Below are 18029 nucleotides of genomic sequence, written 5' to 3'. Positions count from 1 at the left end.
GTACTCTTCCTTTCTCCATAGATTGACCGCCCACCGGGTGGATTTATTGCAAATGAGGGGATTTTCTTTTCGATGGCCTTGAGCCATATTGTCCGGAACGAATGATGAACAACCGGACAACCGATGCACCAGATCGAGCACGACAACGACGAACCTCGGATCGACCGGAATTTCCCATCGCCGTGGAAGTATTTGGCCGTTCTCATAGCATTTAGTGCTGTTACTTACTTCTATGCCAACAAGCCGGATTGGTGGGCACTGGCACTTGGTGGATTAGCCGGCATGACGCTTACGGCTTGGGCCATTGAAATCACCGGCAACAAAGTTCCAGATTCATGGCGCACCAAGCCGCCCCGCTGATGCTCCGCCGATATTGTTGAGCATTGTCGCTACCAGCGCGCGGTTTTTCGCTGAAACCTGACCACGCTTCGCTGCATTGTTGAGCACATTCAACGCCGCCTGCGGATCCGATTGCATCAAGGTCCGGCCAACTCGCTCCACAACCGATGGTGGCAGACCCTTGACCTCATTCATGCCGCGCAGAGCTGCGGTAAACGCGGCGTGTTTCCAGTCACCTTTCAGCAGATTGTGAAAAATTGCCGGATCGAACTGGGCCATGTCAGCCATATCCGCCATGTTGTCAGCGGTCTTCGAACCACCAATTGCAGAATTCAAAGTTTCATACATGCGCTGTTCGCGACCGATCCGCCGGGACATTTTCGCGCCCTCGCCCGGCACCGCAAACGCCGGAAACTCCTGGCGTGTCTTGTCCGAGATCAGCATTCGCGCCTTGTTTGTCGTCGGCAACTGTGTGGCGGCCTCAACCTTTGCAATCCATGGATCAGCATAGCCTGGGCGGAAAGCAGCCTGCTGTTCTGGCGTCATCACATTGAAGTTCGCGATGTTGTCTGCCGCCCTTGCACGACCTGAAGCCGCCTGAGTGCCGGTATCTACCGCGTCTATGACACCGCTCTGTGTTTTGAAGGTGTCATTCGCGGTACGGTAGGCTGGCGATGCCTCTTCAAGCGCACTGTCGAGTTGCTTGTTGAGCATGCCGAGAACGCGAGCGCGATTGCCCTCACCGGATCGCTCTGCCTTCTTGATTGCGTCCGAAACATCCTTTTTCAGCGTCAACGAGCGGTTGAAGTCCGTGAGAACGGAATTGCCATCAGTCATCCGGCCACGATAGGCGGATAGAGCACTCTCGATGCCATCCGGCGCGATACCATCGGCCGGCGAAACCAGCTTCTGAACACCCGGGCTGATATAGTCATCCACGAAGCTGATTGATGGCTGCAAATCTACCAGCCCGGCGTTGAGCCGAGATTTCATATAGTTCAGGTCTGCTGCACGATCACGTGCCGTTGTGAGGCTGGCAACGCGCTGCGCTGCCGTGTCGGGTGCGCCAAACCCTTCCGCTAGTGCATTTGACAGGCGCGTTCCTTGCCCCGTCTGACGACGCAGTAAGTCCCCAACGACTTCCTGACGAGCATCGTTCGGTGTTCGTGCCACCGTCGAGAGCAAGCGCTGTCCAGACAGCCCCATAGCGTCTGCAATGTTGAATACGTCCTGTCCGTCATCGGCAGCGCTCTGAAGGGCTTTTGAAACCTTTTCAGGCGTTGTGCCAGACCGGCGCAACCCAGCGCCAAGAGCAAGTTCCGCATATTTCTCAGGATTGGCGCGAGCAGCAAAAGGTGCAATCAACGGCTTTATTGCCGCTCCGCCTGCAGCAAGGCCAAGCGGGACGGCTCCGCCAAGAACGCCACCCATAGCGGCACCTTTCCCGGCGTTAATGGTACGATCCAAAAAACCATCTTTGCCATTTCCAAAACCCTGCCCCGCGCCGAGCAAGCTGCCTTCAATTGCAGAAGCACCAGCAGTCCGCAGAAGTCCTTGTCCTGAGTTTGCAGCTCTGGCCGTGAGTGAAAGACCTGACTTGGCCAGACCAAGGCCGCCAGCCAGACCACCTGTAAGCATTCCCCCGACGTTTGCCACGGGATGGGCTTCAGCGTCGGCCTTATCCTGCTTTCTGATCATTTCGAGGATCTCGGAATAGCTCTTGCCGTTGCCACCGGGTAGCTTTGCCCGGAGTGAGGCAAGACCGGCAGCGGCTTCATCATTAAATCCAAACATGACGGTGTTTGCTACGCCTTGACCGAAGCTGCGCCCTGCATCCGCGCCGCCAAACATCGTCTTTTCGGGCATGGCAGTGCCACCGCGAGCGAAAGTCGGTCCAACCGTTCCGTCATTCGCCGGGGCGTCAGGCTGTGCAGGCGGCTGCGAACCGAGGTGCGTTTGCAAAGCCTGCATCGCGCCCTGTTCGTTCTCGCCCTCGATCTCATATTGTGATCCATCGGGGGCTGTGATTTGGAATTTCGCCATTACTGCACCTTCTTGATCGTATAGCCATTGATGTTGACCGGCTGACCGGCGCCGCCCGACGACGGAGAGCCCCTGCCCGCGCTTTTATCTACGTAGCGAGGATCAAGGGTGCTTGGATCAATCCCCATCTTGGTCAGGGTCTTAACCGACTCCGGCGTAAGGAAGCTGGGGGCGTCCTGACCCATGACGTTCCTGTATCGCTGATTGTAAGTCTCGGTACGCGCAGCCAGCATGTGCACGGCAGCATCGACCGCAGCACGCAACTGCTCCGGTGAACTGCTCGTGCTAATGGCGTTTTTCCACTCCTTGACGGTCTCGACCGGTACAGCGCCGACACCGTGGAAGGCTTTGCCCAGCTCGTCAGCCACGCCAAGACGATATGTTTCGAACGCGGATTGTGCGCCCTGCCCCGTCTTGCTGGCGAAATAGTTGCCAGCAGCGTTGACCCATGGATATTGACCGTTATCCAGCTTCTCCGCAGCATCGAGCATACCACCCGCATGCTGGAGCGCGAGATTGCTTGATGCGGCAAGCTTGGCCATTTCGCCTGCGGCATAGTCCTTTCGGATCGCCACGCGAGCCCCGGCCTGCGACATGTCAAATGTTGGATCGAACAGCGATACGATGCGCGCCAATTCCTGACGTTCGCCACCCCGCATTGAGGTCACTTTTTCAATCGGGATACGACCTTCAGAAATGCCCTGCACCTGAGCGCGCAAGGAAGTCGGGAGCTTTGACAGGAATTCAGCCTGCGAGGCCGGATCGGGGGTTCCCTGCTCGTTCATCGAAACAGGCGGAAGGTTTTCAAGATCAATCGTGTTTCCATTCACAGTCGCACTGTTCTTGCCGCGCTTGACGTTGTTCACCCAGTCGGCAAGCGTGCCGGTATATCCGTCGTTCTGCTTCGCGAAATTATAGTTCTGAATGTCGGTCGTCTCTTTGTCCTTCCCGCTATCCGGCGCGGTGATCCACTGATTTGTGTTTGGATTGTAGAGCTGTCCATTGCCTGCATTCAGCAAAGCAGATTTGCCTCGCTTCAGGGCATCGATCTCCAACTGGCCTTTCTGCAAGTTCAACTGATACATCGGATCCGATGCTTTTTGCTGGCGCTCGGCTTCTTGCTGGTACTGGTAGAGGGCGAGCTTCTTCATTTCCGGTGAGAGATAAGGATTACTCATCTGCCGGGCGTAGAATTCGAGCTGATTGCCGTTCTGCCGGGGCTGTTGTTGGGTCGTCTGGTTTGCATCGGGTGCGGGCGGGAAATACCCGCCGTTGTCAGCAACCTGAACTGGCTGTTGACCCTGCGGCGAGAACATGCCGCCCATCATCTGGTCATTGGCGCGCAGCATAGCATCAGAAACACCCGGCAAACGGCCATCCTGCCCCGCCTGTGGCGTTTGTGACTGCTGAGGCGGCAAAGATGCAACTTGCTGGCCTTGCGGCTGCTGGCCGTTTGCGAACTGCATACCGGCTGCAACCGAGAATTGCGGCTGGTCTGTCCAGTCTACCGGCGCAACTTTCCCGGCTTCCGGGTAGTTGTTTTGCTGCGGTGCAACCTGATTGATTGCCTGCGCTGCTGCGCTCGGTTGTGGCCGAGCTGGTGCGTATGCCTGCTCCATTCCTGACGATGGATCGAGTGAAGCAACTTGCGTGGGCTGAGGTGTTGATCTGCCGTTCTCAAGATCATTCACGATCTGAACCAGTTGAGCATCTGGAACATTTTTTAGCCCAGCCCACTCTGACCTAAGACCGGCAATCTTTCCTTCCATGGTACCAGATGCGGATACGCGGCTGCGCGCCAAATGAGTAGCGATCGCGTCCTGCGTATTGCGATCAAAGGGCGTATTCGGGTCAAGCCCCATCTGATCGACAGCATTTCTCAATGTCGTGCCGACAATCTGATGCCGTCCCATGGGAGTTGCAACGCGCCCGATCTGGCTCTTGACTGACTGCGCATATCGCCCATTCGGGTCAGAAAAGGCCAGAACATCCTTGATTGGCATCTGTGAAACATTGATGCCCGAAAATGCTCCGCCGTTGCGCTGAGCGTTACCATAGAGGGTGTCATAATTTCCGCCCCCTTCTGTTTTGTCGAGCGCACCCAACAGAGAAGATGGGAGCGCACTGGCTTCTGCATCTGGAGCCTGCACACCGGTCGCGGCTGGAGCGGTGGGCGAACCTCCAGCGGCAACAGAGGACGGAAATGCCGGAGCGCTCAGACCCGACATACCGCTCAAGAAACCTGCGTCTGCACTGGCGCGGTTCTTGTCAAACTCGCCCTGTCCCTGCGAAATCCTGCGGTTCATGACGTTGGCCATGATACCATCACCAAGTGCTGATAGACCTTCACCAATGGTCCTCGGGGAGCCGATATTGCCGTAAATGTCCCGCACCATGGCGCGAGCCCGGTCCAAGTCTTCCTGCGTCTTGTATTTCTGGCCGGGGCCGAAGATGAATGACTGAACCGACATTTAAGCCCCCAATGCTTTGCCATAATCGACGGCGAGAAGCCCGCCCGGCATCTTGACGACGGCCGAAGGTTTTTTCTTTTTGACTTCCTGGGCGAGCAGACCGAGACGCATCGGAGCGTCGTCCGGCTCGCCCTTGTAATGGTACATGTATAGGTTGTGGCCGTTGGCCTTACCCACTTTCTGGATGTCCTTCTTGACCCGTTCGTCTGATGCGGCAATCAACTTGCCTCCAAGACCGAAGAGACCACCGACGATACCGTTCGTCATGCCCATTTTCTGATTATAGGCATTCACATCGCTCTGGTATTTCTGGTTGACCAGACCAGCATAATCGACGGTCGGTATCGAAGGCATATTCGAAGCGCCGAACTGCGGCATGCTGATCTGCGAACCCGAAAGAAGCCCGGAGATTTCATTCATCGGCTGATTGCGCTCCGCGAATTTCTCGCTCGTTGCGAGCTGGCGTTGCGTATTTGCTGCATTGAACTGGGCAAGCTGCGCATTGGTCAACTGGTCTTGCAGGGAGTTATTCGCGCCAGTCGTGGTATTCTTGTTCTGGAACATCTGCTGCAACGAGCTGTTGCCGAAAGTCGCCTGATCGCGGGATAGGCCGGCAAGACGCGACTGCTCCTGCCCTGCAGCGAGCAAAGTAGATGTGCGCGCATCGTTTGACGTGCGGCCGTAGTCGTCCATTGCTGCCTTATATGCATCAGACCCAATCTGGATACCCTGATTGGCAAGCCGCTGTTCAAGTGCAGCCCGATCCCTGTCGAGGGACGGCTGCAAACGCGACATGAGCGCGTCTTGAACAGCCTGTTTGTCCTTTGAAAAGTCATCAACATACGAGGTTTTCAGATCAGGACCGCCCTGAAACTGCTGATAGTTCGGCGCGGTAATTTTCGACGCATCGCCGCCAGCCGGAAGGCCGTTGAGCGTGAATGGCGTACCAAGAAGCCCTTGTAGTCGCGACGACTGCGAGTTGGCGAGCTGGCCCAAGTTCAGCTGCGCGGCGTCCGTCTGGTCCTTGATCGCCTGCTGTTGCGGCGAAAGCGTGGTCGTCTGGGTATATTGCGGAATGTCGTAAACCGCCCCGTTTGTGGGGTCACGGAACTGCTTGCTGCCGTTCGTGGAATAGGTCACGCTGCCGTCAGGACCATATTTGTTGACGTTGCCGAGCTGCGCGTTTGCAAGCGCTGTCGTGACATTCGTCCCGGTCTGAGCGGCTGCTGTCTCTTTTGGATCGGGTGCTTTTGGTGCAGATTTTCCCATTGGCAATCAAGCGCTGGCGCGCTCTCCCTGTCTGGCATTGAACTTGTGTGAATTCCACGCATCATCGGTCAGCGTGAAGATGATTTCGGCTTCGTCCCGCCCCCGGAGCCGGGGCACACGAACCGAGGAAAAGCCGAACCTGTCGAGAATGCGCCGCATGCGCTGATTGCGCTCAGACACCCTGAGAATGCAGATTTGACAACCAAGCTGCCGGAACGGGTAGTCGAACATGGCATTGAGAACTGGCACCGTCAGCCAAAGCGGGCTTGTAGATGCTGCCGACAATTCAATGACACCGGTTTCAGGGGACCAATTGTGATAGATCACCCCGGCAATGAGCCGATCCTTATCGATGACGCCCAGGCTATTGAATTTTTCGAAGCCTCGATCACACCCCAAGATATGAGAGGCGACGAATTGCCCGATGCCGTCGTTGATCTCGGGACAACTCGTCTCGTCAGCCCAGACGATAATCATGCGCTGGCCTCACCTACCTCGACCTGTAGCGCGCCGATATCTATCTCGGCATCGAGCGCATACTGACCACCGGAAACGATGATGCAGCCAAGTGCAAGTGTATCACCGGAGGCCCGGACATTCTGGCGATACCAATAGTCATTGCGGGTTGAAACACCGTCCCATACGGCATGGTCCCATAGGCCAACATCCCATTCGGATGACTGCTGGTTACCGATCGACACTTCTGAAAATGCCGGAATGGTCTTGTTCATATCAGCGCGAGCGAACAATAGAACATTCGGCTTGGCTTTCCCTCTGATCAGCATACGGGCCATTGTAGCCGTCTTGCGCTGACCGACGTTCCCGCCAGCAAGGAACTGCGAGAGATAGGCGGCAGTGAATGGCAAACCGTCGTCCGTCCCTGTCGTGTCGCCCTGCCAGACATAGCCTCCCGTCGATCCGAAAAACAAACTGCCTTGCAGCGTCGAAAAGCAACTCGCATTCCAGTTGGTGATGATCGACCAGCGACCAGTTAGGACGTTCAAGACAAATGTCGTATCCTGCATGACCACGTTTTTCGGGAACGTGATAAAAACAAGATTGCGCTCGATCCACTGAGTAATTGTCCAGCCTGTGCCGGTTGCGGATGCCGCAGCGCGCCATTCGTCCTCAATCGGCCGGCTGACTGAAACCAGCGATAGCGCCTGCCGATCACGCTGGAAAACCTGCGACATGGGCAGAAAACCGTCCGTCGTGGCAATAAGTACGTCTGCACCTGCCCTGATCCAAGCGTTTTTCCCGAGCGGTTTTCCGATCTGGTAGACACCTTTCAGCGACCAGCTTGCCAGCGTGTTCGGATCGTCACCGGCGTAAACAGCAACCTCGCCCTCGGTACTGATGAAGCAACACATGTCATTGAGGCCGTCGCCGCTTTCAATTGACCATGAGAAACCAGTCAGGAGCGAACCGCCCTTCTTCATGACCCCACCAAGCGGCAGAACTTTTGCCGCACCGCCGATTGAATTCAGATCAAGATAATAGGCATCCATTGTGCCATTCTTCAGGAAGAACTCACGGTTCTTGAACAGCCATACATAGTTGAGCTGATTGGTGGTCGTACCGTCGGTGAATGTCATTGCCGGGGCCGTGACCCATGCCGTTCCATTGTAGAGCTGACGCGGGTCAGACCCGTTGACACACACCATCATGGATGTGCCTTGGGTCGTATGCTGGACAACCGTCCAATTGCCCGAGGTTTGACTACCGAGGCTCGCCGGTGTCGTTACCGGTGGCGCTGATGGGCTGGTGACTTCGAATATGCCAGTGTCAGTCGCCATGAACATCTTTTCGATGCCACCGAAGCGGTAGTTGAAGGCGCTGCGGACATTTCCAAGGCCTGCCAGAAGCGCTTTCTTGACGGAGCCACCGCGAATGCGAGCACCCTTCAAAGTCGGAAAGAAGTTCTGCAATACGCTTGCCGCACCCGCCTGCTCCGCCATCAGATCATAATTTGATACGAGGCCAAGCTTAGGAGCTGGAAACGTGATGGGTGTTCCGGTGGACCTGCCTCCTACCGAAACGCTGCCGCGATTGGTCTGCGCAACACGCCCAGGACGAACGATCATTGTGAAGCTCCCCGATCCGCGGCAATCTCAAAGGCAAGCGCCGCCTCGAATTCCGCAAGCTGGTCGTCGAATGTCAGGCCCTTCTGTCGCTTCCAGCGCCAGATCAGCCCCATTGTCAGCAGACGCTCTGGAAACAGGAATGTGTTGTCATCGGCCGTGAACTTGGATTTCTCGTCCGTACCGGCCATGACCCAGTTCTTTGATACATACTCGATGACGGCGGCGGTTCCCGCTGAGGCAGGAGCGAAGAGCATCTTTCCGCCCCGGATGAAGAAATACGGCTGCGACGAAGGAACTTGTTTGATTACTGTCCACTCGCCGCCGTTGGAGACAGGACGAACGAAATCACCTGCCGCTGTCGTGACGGCCCCGCCTGTTATCAAACGCTGGAAACTCTCGTCCAATGCATAGGGTGACGTGGGAACAGTTGCCGTCTTGAGCGTCTTTTCCCAATCGACCCGGCGCGCAATTTCCTCGCCAGCATCCTGCGCAAACTGGAGCATGGTCTGGGCATTCGGATTGACGTTCCCATAGACAGTGTCGAACCGGTCGAGGGAAACGATATCGCAAGCGTCATTGATGACAGTTATCAGGGTCATGGGGTTGGCCCGCCAATGCTGATTTTGTTCTGACCGAAACGGGCAATCTCATCATTCACAATGAACGATTTGATAGCCTGCTCCTTTAGGCTGGCTGCCGCTCCTGCCCCAGCCACATCCTTGGCCCAGATCGCGATTTCCTCGACCAGCGCATAGAGATAGATGTCTGGGGCTATATCGAGCAGCCAATTTGTGGGGTTTGTCGGCTTCAGGGAGGGTAAAGCCGCGTAGTAAGTGACCTGCACGTCACCGCCCCAAATCGGCCTGACAGTCATCGTCTTGCCGACGATGGCGAAGGCATCCGGCGCGTGGGTCAATCGAATACGATGATTGTATCTGCCAAGAAGCGCCTGCAGCGAATATGAACGCAACACCCGGCCATCCGGCATTGAAACTGCCCGAGCCTCAATGAAGTCTGGCGGCAATGGGCCAGCGCCGTCCGTCAACGTGACAGTGGCCGTCTTTTCCATATCGCCGACACGCAACCGGCGATTGAGTTTCATTTCGGCCATACCGATAAACCGGGAAAACAGGTGCGCGATGTCGTTCCGGCTGGAATATTCCCCAGCGGTCACGAGAAGGTCAGCATATCCGTTGATAGCGCTCATAGTTTGTCTCGCGTCCGCCAGCCTGCGTTATCGCCATTCTGGAGCCAGCGACGGATATAATCGTCGTCTTTGGCCTGCACGGCGGGGAGCAGCTCTTTGTAGAAAAGGTTGAGGGGGATTGATGCGACCTTGCCGAATTCGCCCCATTTCTGGTTTTCGGCCCGTTCTGCTGCGTTTTTGTCGAGCAGTTCGTTTGTGGCGTAATATTCGGTTTTCACGACGCCATAATTGTCGTCAATGTCGAACCAGATACGACGGAAGCCGCGAACGGGGTCATCCTCGATGACCTCGCCGTGACGGTAGGGCCGATCAAGCTTCATCTGGGAACGTCGCAATCTCGTTTCTGATTGCGGCCTTGGCTTCCGACAGGGGAAGCTCGATAATCGTACCCGGATCAATCTGTTTACCGTCTTCATGGAAGTAGCCACGCAGGATCAGCACTTCCAACGTGCCTTCTTGAGTGCCAACCTGTTCCGGGTCCGGTGTGTTTTTGTCTGCCATGGTTGTAGTCTCCGTTGAGGGGAAACGGGGGCCAAAGCCCCCGCCATGCTGCGCCAACCGATCGGTTTACGGTGTGGGCTGAACGTCCGCGATGACCGCGCTGGAAGCCTCGTTCTTGGCAACCAGCGTCCATTCGCAGTTGACCAGGCGCTTTTCGGCGTCACCGGTCTTGGCAAGCGGTGTCTGTTTGATGCCGCGAAGGAAACCGACTTCCCACATTTCCGGGTCGAGCAAGGCAACGTCGCGGACACTCTGCCAAGGATTGGCAAGCGCCGTGAGAAAACCGAAATCGCCCTGATAAACGTCGGCAGCGCCGAGGATGGTGGCCTGAGCATCGCCGGTCTTACTGACCTTCTGATCGACGCGGTTCAGCGCGATACCGGCAAAGCCGGAGAAGGTGGACTTCACACTGCTGTGCATCATAATGACGGTGGGCTTTGCACCGGCATTGAAGCACTTCTGCTGAACATCCTTGATCTGCGCTTCTGCAAAGTTGCGCAGAGTGCCGTCTGTCGGGGCAACAGTCAGGTTAGTGGCCGGATTGTAACCACCATTGGCACCCGTAGCGCCGCGATTGGCGTTCGTGGAAAGCCATGTCCAGAGCGACCCGGCCTGACGAACCGGAGTACCAGCAGAGCCGGCCGAAGATGCCTGTTTGACGCCGACCATGGAATACTCCATGTCTCGGACCAATTCCTTCGCCTTCTTGACGGTCTGACGCTTGATTTCAGACTTGCGTCCATACTTCTTGACCGCTTCCGCAGTGTTCGAAATCATGAAGCTTTCGTCGGAAATCTGGCAGTAATTGCTGACTTCGACAGTCGGAGCGACTTCCGTAAAGGAGGTCTCGTTGCCTTCCGGCTTGGCATTGGTTGCCGGAGCGCGAAGGGTATCAGTCTGCCACTGATGCTTGGTTGCCGTCACTTCATAGTCCGTGCCGATCAGTTTTTGAAAAGGAGTTTCCTCCTTGGCCACGGTATAAATGACATCGCGGAAATCCTCCGCCTTGCCCTTCATATCGTAGGTATCGGAAGTACCTGCTGCCTGAGCCATTTGTGATATTCCTTTCGAAAATGGCTAGGACCAGTCAAATCCATCAAGCGCTTGCTTGGCGTCTTTGACCGAACCTGTTTTTCGGTAATTTTGCAGGGCCTTGGTTGGCGGGCTGACCACCCGATTTCGGCCGGACGTGATCGCCGGTGCCTTATCGAGCTTCTTCTTGCCGAGCTTCTGCTGCTCAAGGGCTTTCATGCCGATGGCTGCATAGTGTCCGAGTTTCAAAAAGCGATGATCCACGACCGTGCCCAGTTCCTCGGGCGAAAACCCGAGTTTCGTGGCAATATCGAGAATGCCCTTGTTGAAAACTTCACGTTTGGCCGGGTCAACGATATGGGGGAAAGCTGCGACCAGAGCTTCATTTTCGGCATTGAGCCGTTCCTGATGCTGCTGATATGCAACCTGCTGGCCCTGTTCATTGACCTGCTTTTTCGTGGCAAGAATGGTCTGCAATTCACCGACCGCCGCGTCATACATCGCCTTTTGACGAGTGTATTCACCGGGATTGGTCATTGCGAGGGTTGTTGATGGCTCTTCCGGCAAACGTTGCGCCAGATAATCCACCAACCCATCCAAGGTTGTCTGCAACTGGGAGTGTTGCTGAGAAAACGCCGCTTCCTGCTGGGTGATGGCGGCAACTTTCGCCTCCGCATCACGCCGCAGGTTGGAAATCTCCTGCGTCTTCTTCTGGTAATCGCCCTGCCGCAGATAGCCGCCCTTGAGTTCCTTCAGGCTGACTTCTGTTCCATCGGCAAGTGTGACAAGGGTTGCTTCGTCAGGGTCAAGCTCATCGCCCTCGCCTTCCGTTTCGCCTTCGTCGCCGGTCTCTTCGCCATTTTCTTCTAAGGCGTCATCCGTCTCGGTCCCATCGGTGGCGTCGGCTTTGCCTGATTTATCGGGGTTGGACTCTTCAGTCTCCCCTTCGTCAAACATCGCATCAAGTGCCGTGTCGAGGGCATCAGAGGGGTGTGCGTTATCACTCCCGCCAGATGGCAGGTTGGTGGGTTCGCCGCTCATAGTGACTTCCTTTCGGGTAGTTTAGACCCCGTGCCTATGCAACGGAGCCTCTGCGGGCCGGTTTGGCTGTGCTCTCCGCGAGAACAGTGAGCTTCGACCGCAAAGCTCTGATAGAGCGGATATCGGCGCATGACGCCTGCCGCTTCTCATGATCGTCATAGGGAGCATTGACCGCCTGATTGATGGCGCTCTGCTCCAATTCATCGAGTGTCCGCACAAGCAAGGGATGCTCAAGCAGCCAGCGGGCATCGTTCGCGTCGCGTTCCGGGCTCATTGGTGCATCCCCGCAAGATGGCCGTGATCACGCATGAAAGCCGCTGCTTCATCGCGCTGCTGCTGTTCAATGTGCTTGCCGAGTGCAATGCGTTCCTGCGAAGCGATTTTCTCACGCTCCAGTGCAAACTCACCTTCCATGCGCCGACGCTCAAGCTCTGCCTTGCGGGCATCATCCTGTTCCTGCAACGCCAATTTCTGGCGGTTCAGTTCAGTCTGGTGCTGAAGTTCCTGCTGGCGGATTGCCTGCTGTGCCTGAACCTGCGCTGTCTCGCGGGTGATGGCTGTCTGCCCCTTTGCCTGCTCTAGCTCCAAGGCATTCTGATGCTTGACCTGTTCCGGGTCCGGCTGGTTGCGCTTGGCTTCCATCATCTTCTGAATTTCAGTGTCATCAGGCTTGGTGAAGTACAGGCTGACGGTTTTCAGACCCGAGGCCTCGACCATGCGGGACAGTGCATTCCAGAGATTGTCAGGCTTCACATAGGGATTGTCAGTCGCGCCGAAGCTGGCGAGAAGCTTTTCCTGCATCCCCATGACAAACTGCAAGGCCATCATGTCACGTTCGCGCGTACCGGCACCAAGACCGGTGTTCACCGTGGCATCCATGCTTGCATCCCAAGAGCGCGGATCAAACGTCACCCATTTGTCTCGCAGGCGTACCGTGCGCGGCTGATCCTGATGCTGGATGACCAGACGCAGGACACCTTTGAATACACGCTGGAGACCAAGAGCAAGGTTTTGCAGCGTCATGCCGGTCTGAGCGATGCCACCCGCCTCGATCATGGCTGATGCCTTTGCGGTGGTATTCTGCAAGGCATCCGGCGCAAGACCGCTGGAAGCGTCTGAAACGCCGGTACGATCGGTAATCGCCTCATCCATATAACCGAGCATCTGGAATGATTGCCCGGCAACGAAAGGCACCTCCGAATAACCGACAGCGGCCCGAACATCGACACCATCATTGACGCGGATCGGCTCACCGAACTTTGCCTGTGTGACGCTCTCCGGGTTCTGGATCGCCCCAGATTGCACAATCGGCTGAAGGTTGTTCTGCCAGTAGATGTTATCGAGCGTATTGCGGAGCAGCACTGTCTTGATGCGCTGGATTTCCTCGATATCGTCTGGAATGGAACGGCCTTCCCACTGGTGCGGCTCACGTTCAGCAACCAGATCGCCAAAGGGTATCATGTCATCCCACGGCTCGTTCTCAAGCATATGGGCTTCGTCGCAGCCGCCAGCGTAAATGACCCGGCGCAGTTCGGCTATCCCATCGCCGTCATAGTCCACGCGAACAAAGCTTTCGATGATTTCGATTTCATCGATTGACGGATGATGACCCTGTGCGCTTGTGCCGATGACACGCTGTCTCTTGTCGTCATCCTCATCCTGCCGATCAAGAATATCAGCACCATCGGCAGCGGACAGCGCTTCAATGACGGATTTCTTGTACCCGGATGCGATCAGTTCACCGCGCCGCTTGAGCGCCTTGTGCGTGACAATGGGGCTGTCTTCAATCGTCTTTGCGTCAGGATGGATATAGAATTCCCTGAGTGGCACACACTCCAGAACAATGCGCTTCTTCTCGATCTCGCGCCGGATTTGCAGCGTGTAGAAACCTGTCACAGGATCTTGCGCAACGCCAAGAACTTCAACGCCTTCCTCCGCTACAAGCATCTGGGCTGACATTTCATCAAGCCCGTCATGCGTGGTGGTCAGGGTTTCTTTCTTCTTCTCGACATACCATTTCAGAATGCCGTTGCGCTTCAAGAGCGCGTCGTGCATCGCGTCATAAATGGCCTGCTGGCCTCCGCTCTCAGGGAGGACGACGTAATTCACGTAGTCGGTTGCCTGATCCGCGCTGCCTTCGTCACCTTCCGAGATCGGCGCATACTCGACGATCTTGTCCGAGCCGAAAAACACACGATAAAGGGACGGCAAGACCTTTTTCATGGTCGAGCGCACATCCTTGGATATCGCGCTTGATCGCCCTTCATCCGAAGCTGTGTCGGTCATAATGCCGTCGTAGTACTGCTGGGCTTTTATGCGCGCGGGCTGGCGATACAAGACCTGATAGTTCTCACAATCCGCCAGCAACCCGCCGACAACGCCAGCAAGCTCTTGATCATTCATTTTGGGCATTAGACCACCTTACGGGGTGTGAATTTCCATTGGCCTGCAGGCGTGTCCATCTTGGCAAACCTGAGCATCATCAATGCGTATCGCGAGGCCGATATGACGTCGTCTCGTTCCTTGACGATCTTGCCGTCTTTCCGGTGATAAAGACGCCGTTCTTCCAGCCATTCGACACAAGTCGAGAACACCTTGAACCGGCCCGTTTGCATCCGATCGAGCATGTCCATCAATCCAGCCTCGACGCTGTTCGAGCCATCCTCGAACGTTGCCCGCTCTGGCAGCATGTTCAATTGTTGGGCTCGATATTGTGATGCAAGGTTTTCACCCGCTGCCGTGTCGTTGTTGCCGTCGTGCGGCCATGCCCAGGGCAACCACGATCCCCACGGCTTGACCGCCGCTGCATGAATGACCGGTGTTGCCTGACGCTTCCTGTAGTTCTTGGTCAGATAAACGATATCGCTATCGGCATCGTATGCGAGGCAAACCGCTGCGGTCGGATGATCCCAGCCAAAGTCCAATCCACCAATCTGTTTCCAGATATCCGGTATCTTGAATGGCTCGACAACAATGTCTTCTTCCAGAACCGGGAAGATCAAACCACTGCCGAGTGTTGGGATGCCATTTGCTCGAGCCTCCCGCTCATGTGCCGGGTAGCTCGCAATGATCTTTGCCCGCTGCTCCGGTGAATAATGTTCGGCATCGTCAATGGTCATGGATGTGACGTGCCGGGCTTCGTCTCCTAAGTCGTCACCAGCTGGCATTACAAACCTGCTAACCACCGTGGACATTCCAAGCAGCGGCGTGAATGTCATTTGCGTAAACTGCCCGCGCTGGCCGTTGTTCGTGCGGGTCAGCCCTTCGCTGTAGATTTCATCCGGCGGTTCTTCGTCGAACCAGACACCATCAACTGTCGGGCCCTGCCACTTCTCACGGCCCTTTTCATAAGCCTTGAGTGCAACGACGCTTTCACTTGCCTGGACGTCCCCGCCGCCACCCCATCGGATGACAACGTTATCCAGAAGGTTCGGCACACCCATTGCGCGGGTGCGATCACGAATGCAATCCGCTGGTACGAAGCCCGTCCCCCACTGCTCCTCGAGGGCAGGCGGACCGATCAATATCCGCTGTGGATTGTCTCGCGTGCTTTCACCGGTGACTGACCCAGCCCAAAGAAGCGGCGGCCGTTCGAATGTCGCTCCATCCCACCAATCGGGATAACGACCGGTCAGATGGATTGCCCATTCAGCGCCGCCAGCAACGGTCTTACCCAACTGATTACCGGCCATGAACAGGCGTTCGCTATGCGTGAGCCCTGCCCTGTGGAATTCACGCTGCTTTGCGTAAGGCGAATAGAACCGAAGCTTGTTAGTGCGCTGTCTGCGCTGGATTTCCTTCGCTATCTCCATTTTCTGCTTGAGCAGCGAGGAAAGGCTGGATGACGGCGTCGAGGCTGCGGAGGCTGGCGATAAGCTGCTCATCCGTCATACCGTCCATTTGGTTGATGTTGACATTCAAATCCTTCGGCATGAGCGATGCCACTACCTTGAGGAAATCTTGCGGGCGCTTTTCGATCACGGTGTGAATAACAGCGGGCCCCTGCGCTTCCCATGCGACGAGCAAATCTTCCAGAAATGCTTCGCCAAGCTTGTTGCGCGTACCCTTCGGGCGACCCGAATTGCCTGCCTTGAACTGATGCTCAACAGGTGGTTTTGCTTTTCCCGCAGATTTCCCGTTTTTACGGGGAGTTTTGTCGTCGCTCATGACTCGACATCTACCTTGATATTTGCGAGCAAAAGAGACAGCTCGAGGGGAATAAAATGGTAATTCGGACTTTGATATCTCAAACTCAGTTGGGACTGGGAACAATGGGCCCACAATTGTTGGGCGTTAACAGATGCCCGCACTGCGGTATCGCAAATCCCCTCTTGCACAAGGTCTGGGCTAGTCCCGGTCCGATGGCACGATTAGACGGTGGAGAACCGCAGTATTGGGGCGCTTTCAGTTGCACATCTTGTGGTTGCGTTACTGGGGCGTGTGGACGATATCTCGCCAACTCGATTGTTGTTGACGAGATTTATCCCGCTGCGAAACAAGCGCATGAAGACATTCCAGAAATAGCGAGAAGGTTCCTACAGCAAGCGTATGAAACCTTGAATGCACCAGATGCCGCCGCCGTAATGGCGGGAAGTGCCGTTGACGCTATGTTGAAGGCAAAGGACTACAAAACGGGCAGTTTGTACCAGCGAATAGACAAAGCGTTAGAGGATAACATTTTGACCCAAGGAATGGCGGATTGGGCACATTCAGTCCGCCTCGGTTCAAACAGACCACGGCATGCAGATGAAGATAGTCCTCACGTTACCCAAAGCGAAGCCCAACAATCCGTGGAATTCGCTGAAGCCCTCGGCAGTTTTCTCTTTGTACTAACTGCCAGAATTCAACGCGGCATTGATGCAGCCGCGACCGCATAAACATCCATGACGGGAAGCCGTGAAGCTCTTCCCGTGCGTCCGGCGAGAGTTCCCCTATTGCTTTCCGTTTATCAAACCGCTTGATTATCGCTAGCAATAAGGGGGATGCATGCGCAAGTTTAAGCTGCCGCAAGAAATTACGGACTTGGTGAAAGCCCGCGATGAAGTGAGCCGACACTATCACCAAATCATGGAAGAACGAGGCAGTAGCGCCACGCTCAAATTTACACTCGACGGCAACCTGATCGGCGATATTGGAGAAGCCATTGCTGTTCAATTGTTTGGAGTGAAGCTCCACGAAAGGAAAGCTGCGGCCGGAACTGACGGTCTTACCCTTGATGGCAAACACACTGTTCAGGTTAAGGCAACTGGCACAAATCGGGGGCCGGCGTTTCGGAATACAGAGAAACGTGCTGATTTCCTGCTCTTCTTCGAACTTGACCTGAAAAGAGCTTGCGGCTCGATCATATTTAACGGTCCCGAACATTATGCGTTTCGAAAGATCAAGCCTGGGTTTAAAAACCAGAGAGTGCTGGAGCCAAAGCGGATCCGCGAGGCCGACAAAGAAGTGCAAGACCACGAGAGATTACCATTGCTGATTACCCCAGATGGTTGGCAAGGCTGGAATTGCTAACTCAAACTTCCTCGACCAACGTGGCCATCATTTCAGACTGGAACGTTGTGCTGTGATTTGCGCTTTACGGAAAGCAGCTATTCGGGCATCAAACGCGACAACGCATGCAAGGATGGCGGAAATCATGGCAAAGTTGGGCAAATCGGGCTTCAACAAAATGCTTGGCGCTGACGTTACGCTTCTATCTCAAGACCCGCTGCTTGGCATTATAACGCTCAAAACGGATACAGGACCTATTGAATTGGCGATGAACCGTATCATTGCTGAGCGGGTTATGGCTGAGTTTGTCGAATTCCTGCAACATGGTGAAGGCGACGATGCGCCCACTTTCGCTGTAGAGCGATCTCAGTGATCAGGACAGACCATTCTTCACGGCGGCTAGATTTGCCGGCCAGCGGGTTTGCTCACCGTCCTGATAAATAACCAAGCCATCCGAATGTTTCAGCCTTCGCGTTCCATCGGGGTTCGCTTGGTATTGAATTGAGCATCCCGGCGATTGAGAGCGGCGTTCCGCTGTGCATCGTTGTTCCG

19 protein-coding genes are annotated in these 18029 nt (G+C 55.6%); 4 read left to right on the top strand and 15 right to left on the bottom strand.

Annotation, left to right across the window (positions count from 1 at the left end):
- The first annotated feature begins 123 nt into the window (after positions 1-123).
- Positions 124-360, top strand: a complete 237-nt coding sequence (locus J1W56_RS11595; protein WP_223613398.1) for a hypothetical protein — start codon at positions 124-126, stop codon at positions 358-360.
- Here the strand turns inward: J1W56_RS11595 and J1W56_RS11590 are convergent.
- From J1W56_RS11590 to J1W56_RS11520, 15 genes are all read right to left on the bottom strand, one after another.
- Positions 334-2382 (bottom strand): hypothetical protein, encoded by a 2049-nt coding sequence (locus tag J1W56_RS11590; protein ID WP_223613397.1) that lies wholly within the window; start codon positions 2380-2382, stop codon positions 334-336. The genes J1W56_RS11595 and J1W56_RS11590 overlap by 27 nt on opposite strands.
- The gene (locus J1W56_RS11585; RefSeq protein WP_223613396.1) at positions 2382-4853 is read right to left on the bottom strand and encodes a hypothetical protein; all 2472 of its coding nucleotides are present in this window, start codon (positions 4851-4853) and stop codon (positions 2382-2384) included. The genes J1W56_RS11590 and J1W56_RS11585 overlap by 1 nt, the downstream gene beginning before the upstream one ends.
- Positions 4854-6122 carry a tail fiber domain-containing protein gene (locus tag J1W56_RS11580; protein WP_319025539.1) on the bottom strand — a complete coding sequence of 423 codons (1269 nt, stop codon included), beginning with the start codon at positions 6120-6122 and terminating at the stop codon, positions 4854-4856.
- Between the two features lie 6 nt (positions 6123-6128).
- Positions 6129-6599, bottom strand: a complete 471-nt coding sequence (locus J1W56_RS11575; protein ID WP_223613394.1) for a GNAT family N-acetyltransferase — start codon at positions 6597-6599, stop codon at positions 6129-6131.
- Positions 6596-8206 carry a hypothetical protein gene (locus J1W56_RS11570; RefSeq protein ID WP_223613393.1) on the bottom strand — a complete coding sequence of 537 codons (1611 nt, stop codon included), beginning with the start codon at positions 8204-8206 and terminating at the stop codon, positions 6596-6598. The genes J1W56_RS11575 and J1W56_RS11570 overlap by 4 nt, the downstream gene beginning before the upstream one ends.
- On the bottom strand, positions 8203-8805 hold the full coding sequence (locus J1W56_RS11565; RefSeq protein ID WP_223613392.1) for a phage adaptor protein: 603 nt from the start codon (positions 8803-8805) through the stop codon (positions 8203-8205). Before J1W56_RS11565 ends, J1W56_RS11570 begins: the two co-directional genes overlap by 4 nt.
- Complete coding sequence (locus tag J1W56_RS11560; protein WP_223613391.1) at positions 8802-9413, bottom strand: phage adaptor protein; 612 nt, start codon at positions 9411-9413, stop codon at positions 8802-8804. The genes J1W56_RS11565 and J1W56_RS11560 overlap by 4 nt, the downstream gene beginning before the upstream one ends.
- Positions 9410-9733, bottom strand: coding sequence for a hypothetical protein (locus J1W56_RS11555; RefSeq protein WP_223613390.1), 324 nt, complete (start codon positions 9731-9733; stop codon positions 9410-9412). Before J1W56_RS11555 ends, J1W56_RS11560 begins: the two co-directional genes overlap by 4 nt.
- Complete coding sequence (locus J1W56_RS11550; protein ID WP_223613389.1) at positions 9723-9914, bottom strand: hypothetical protein; 192 nt, start codon at positions 9912-9914, stop codon at positions 9723-9725. The genes J1W56_RS11555 and J1W56_RS11550 overlap by 11 nt, the downstream gene beginning before the upstream one ends.
- Before the next feature lie 66 nt (positions 9915-9980).
- Positions 9981-10967: a DUF5309 domain-containing protein gene (locus J1W56_RS11545; RefSeq protein WP_223613388.1), complete on the bottom strand. Its 987-nt coding sequence runs from the start codon at positions 10965-10967 to the stop codon at positions 9981-9983.
- Positions 10968-10991: 24 nt separating this feature from the next.
- Entirely contained in the window at positions 10992-11987 is a 996-nt protein-coding gene (locus J1W56_RS11540) for a hypothetical protein (RefSeq protein WP_223613387.1), read from the bottom strand.
- A gap of 34 nt (positions 11988-12021) precedes the next feature.
- Positions 12022-12261, bottom strand: coding sequence for a hypothetical protein (locus J1W56_RS11535; protein WP_223613386.1), 240 nt, complete (start codon positions 12259-12261; stop codon positions 12022-12024).
- The gene (locus J1W56_RS11530) at positions 12258-14399 is read right to left on the bottom strand and encodes a portal protein (protein WP_223613385.1); all 2142 of its coding nucleotides are present in this window, start codon (positions 14397-14399) and stop codon (positions 12258-12260) included. The genes J1W56_RS11535 and J1W56_RS11530 overlap by 4 nt, the downstream gene beginning before the upstream one ends.
- Entirely contained in the window at positions 14399-15871 is a 1473-nt protein-coding gene (locus tag J1W56_RS11525; protein WP_223613384.1) for a terminase large subunit domain-containing protein, read from the bottom strand. Before J1W56_RS11525 ends, J1W56_RS11530 begins: the two co-directional genes overlap by 1 nt.
- A complete protein-coding gene (locus tag J1W56_RS11520) occupies positions 15759-16154 on the bottom strand; it encodes a hypothetical protein (protein WP_223613383.1) in 396 nt (131 codons plus the stop codon). The genes J1W56_RS11525 and J1W56_RS11520 overlap by 113 nt, the downstream gene beginning before the upstream one ends.
- 194 nt (positions 16155-16348) lie before the next feature.
- On the opposite strand from J1W56_RS11520, the gene J1W56_RS11515 reads away from it, so the two are divergent.
- From J1W56_RS11515 to J1W56_RS11505, 3 genes are all read left to right on the top strand, one after another.
- Complete coding sequence (locus tag J1W56_RS11515; protein ID WP_223613382.1) at positions 16349-16864, top strand: DUF4145 domain-containing protein; 516 nt, start codon at positions 16349-16351, stop codon at positions 16862-16864.
- A gap of 109 nt (positions 16865-16973) precedes the next feature.
- On the top strand, positions 16974-17498 hold the full coding sequence (locus J1W56_RS11510; protein WP_223613381.1) for a DUF6998 domain-containing protein: 525 nt from the start codon (positions 16974-16976) through the stop codon (positions 17496-17498).
- Positions 17499-17622: 124 nt separating this feature from the next.
- Complete coding sequence (locus J1W56_RS11505) at positions 17623-17850, top strand: hypothetical protein (RefSeq protein WP_223613380.1); 228 nt, start codon at positions 17623-17625, stop codon at positions 17848-17850.
- Positions 17851-18029 lie beyond the last annotated feature (179 nt).

It is taken from the genome of Phyllobacterium calauticae, from assembly GCF_019991125.1.
Lineage (GTDB): Bacteria > Pseudomonadota > Alphaproteobacteria > Rhizobiales > Rhizobiaceae > Phyllobacterium > Phyllobacterium calauticae.
The sequence above is the reverse complement of the archived record's forward strand: the minus strand, read 5'-3'. Positions and strand labels throughout refer to the sequence as shown.

Bases quoted from the DNA above. Each gene is read 5' to 3' on its own strand.
- J1W56_RS11505 (WP_223613380.1), top strand. From the start codon at position 17,623: ATGGCAAAGTTGGGCAAATCGGGCTTCAACAAAATGCTTGGCGCTGAC.
- J1W56_RS11535 (WP_223613386.1), bottom strand. From the start codon at position 12,261: ATGAGCCCGGAACGCGACGCGAACGATGCCCGCTGGCTGCTTGAGCAT.
- J1W56_RS11590 (WP_223613397.1), bottom strand. From the start codon at position 2,382: ATGGCGAAATTCCAAATCACAGCCCCCGATGGATCACAATATGAGATC.
- J1W56_RS11545 (WP_223613388.1), bottom strand. From the start codon at position 10,967: ATGGCTCAGGCAGCAGGTACTTCCGATACCTACGATATGAAGGGCAAG.
- J1W56_RS11515 (WP_223613382.1), top strand. From the start codon at position 16,349: ATGGCACGATTAGACGGTGGAGAACCGCAGTATTGGGGCGCTTTCAGT.
- J1W56_RS11540 (WP_223613387.1), bottom strand. From the start codon at position 11,987: ATGAGCGGCGAACCCACCAACCTGCCATCTGGCGGGAGTGATAACGCA.
- J1W56_RS11595 (WP_223613398.1), top strand. From the start codon at position 124: ATGCACCAGATCGAGCACGACAACGACGAACCTCGGATCGACCGGAAT.
- J1W56_RS11510 (WP_223613381.1), top strand. From the start codon at position 16,974: ATGCGCAAGTTTAAGCTGCCGCAAGAAATTACGGACTTGGTGAAAGCC.
- J1W56_RS11575 (WP_223613394.1), bottom strand. From the start codon at position 6,599: ATGATTATCGTCTGGGCTGACGAGACGAGTTGTCCCGAGATCAACGAC.
- J1W56_RS11580 (WP_319025539.1), bottom strand. From the start codon at position 6,122: ATGGGAAAATCTGCACCAAAAGCACCCGATCCAAAAGAGACAGCAGCC.
- J1W56_RS11530 (WP_223613385.1), bottom strand. From the start codon at position 14,399: ATGCCCAAAATGAATGATCAAGAGCTTGCTGGCGTTGTCGGCGGGTTG.
- J1W56_RS11565 (WP_223613392.1), bottom strand. From the start codon at position 8,805: ATGACCCTGATAACTGTCATCAATGACGCTTGCGATATCGTTTCCCTC.
- J1W56_RS11585 (WP_223613396.1), bottom strand. From the start codon at position 4,853: ATGTCGGTTCAGTCATTCATCTTCGGCCCCGGCCAGAAATACAAGACG.
- J1W56_RS11520 (WP_223613383.1), bottom strand. From the start codon at position 16,154: ATGAGCGACGACAAAACTCCCCGTAAAAACGGGAAATCTGCGGGAAAA.
- J1W56_RS11525 (WP_223613384.1), bottom strand. From the start codon at position 15,871: ATGAGCAGCTTATCGCCAGCCTCCGCAGCCTCGACGCCGTCATCCAGC.
- J1W56_RS11555 (WP_223613390.1), bottom strand. From the start codon at position 9,733: ATGAAGCTTGATCGGCCCTACCGTCACGGCGAGGTCATCGAGGATGAC.
- J1W56_RS11560 (WP_223613391.1), bottom strand. From the start codon at position 9,413: ATGAGCGCTATCAACGGATATGCTGACCTTCTCGTGACCGCTGGGGAA.
- J1W56_RS11570 (WP_223613393.1), bottom strand. From the start codon at position 8,206: ATGATCGTTCGTCCTGGGCGTGTTGCGCAGACCAATCGCGGCAGCGTT.
- J1W56_RS11550 (WP_223613389.1), bottom strand. From the start codon at position 9,914: ATGGCAGACAAAAACACACCGGACCCGGAACAGGTTGGCACTCAAGAA.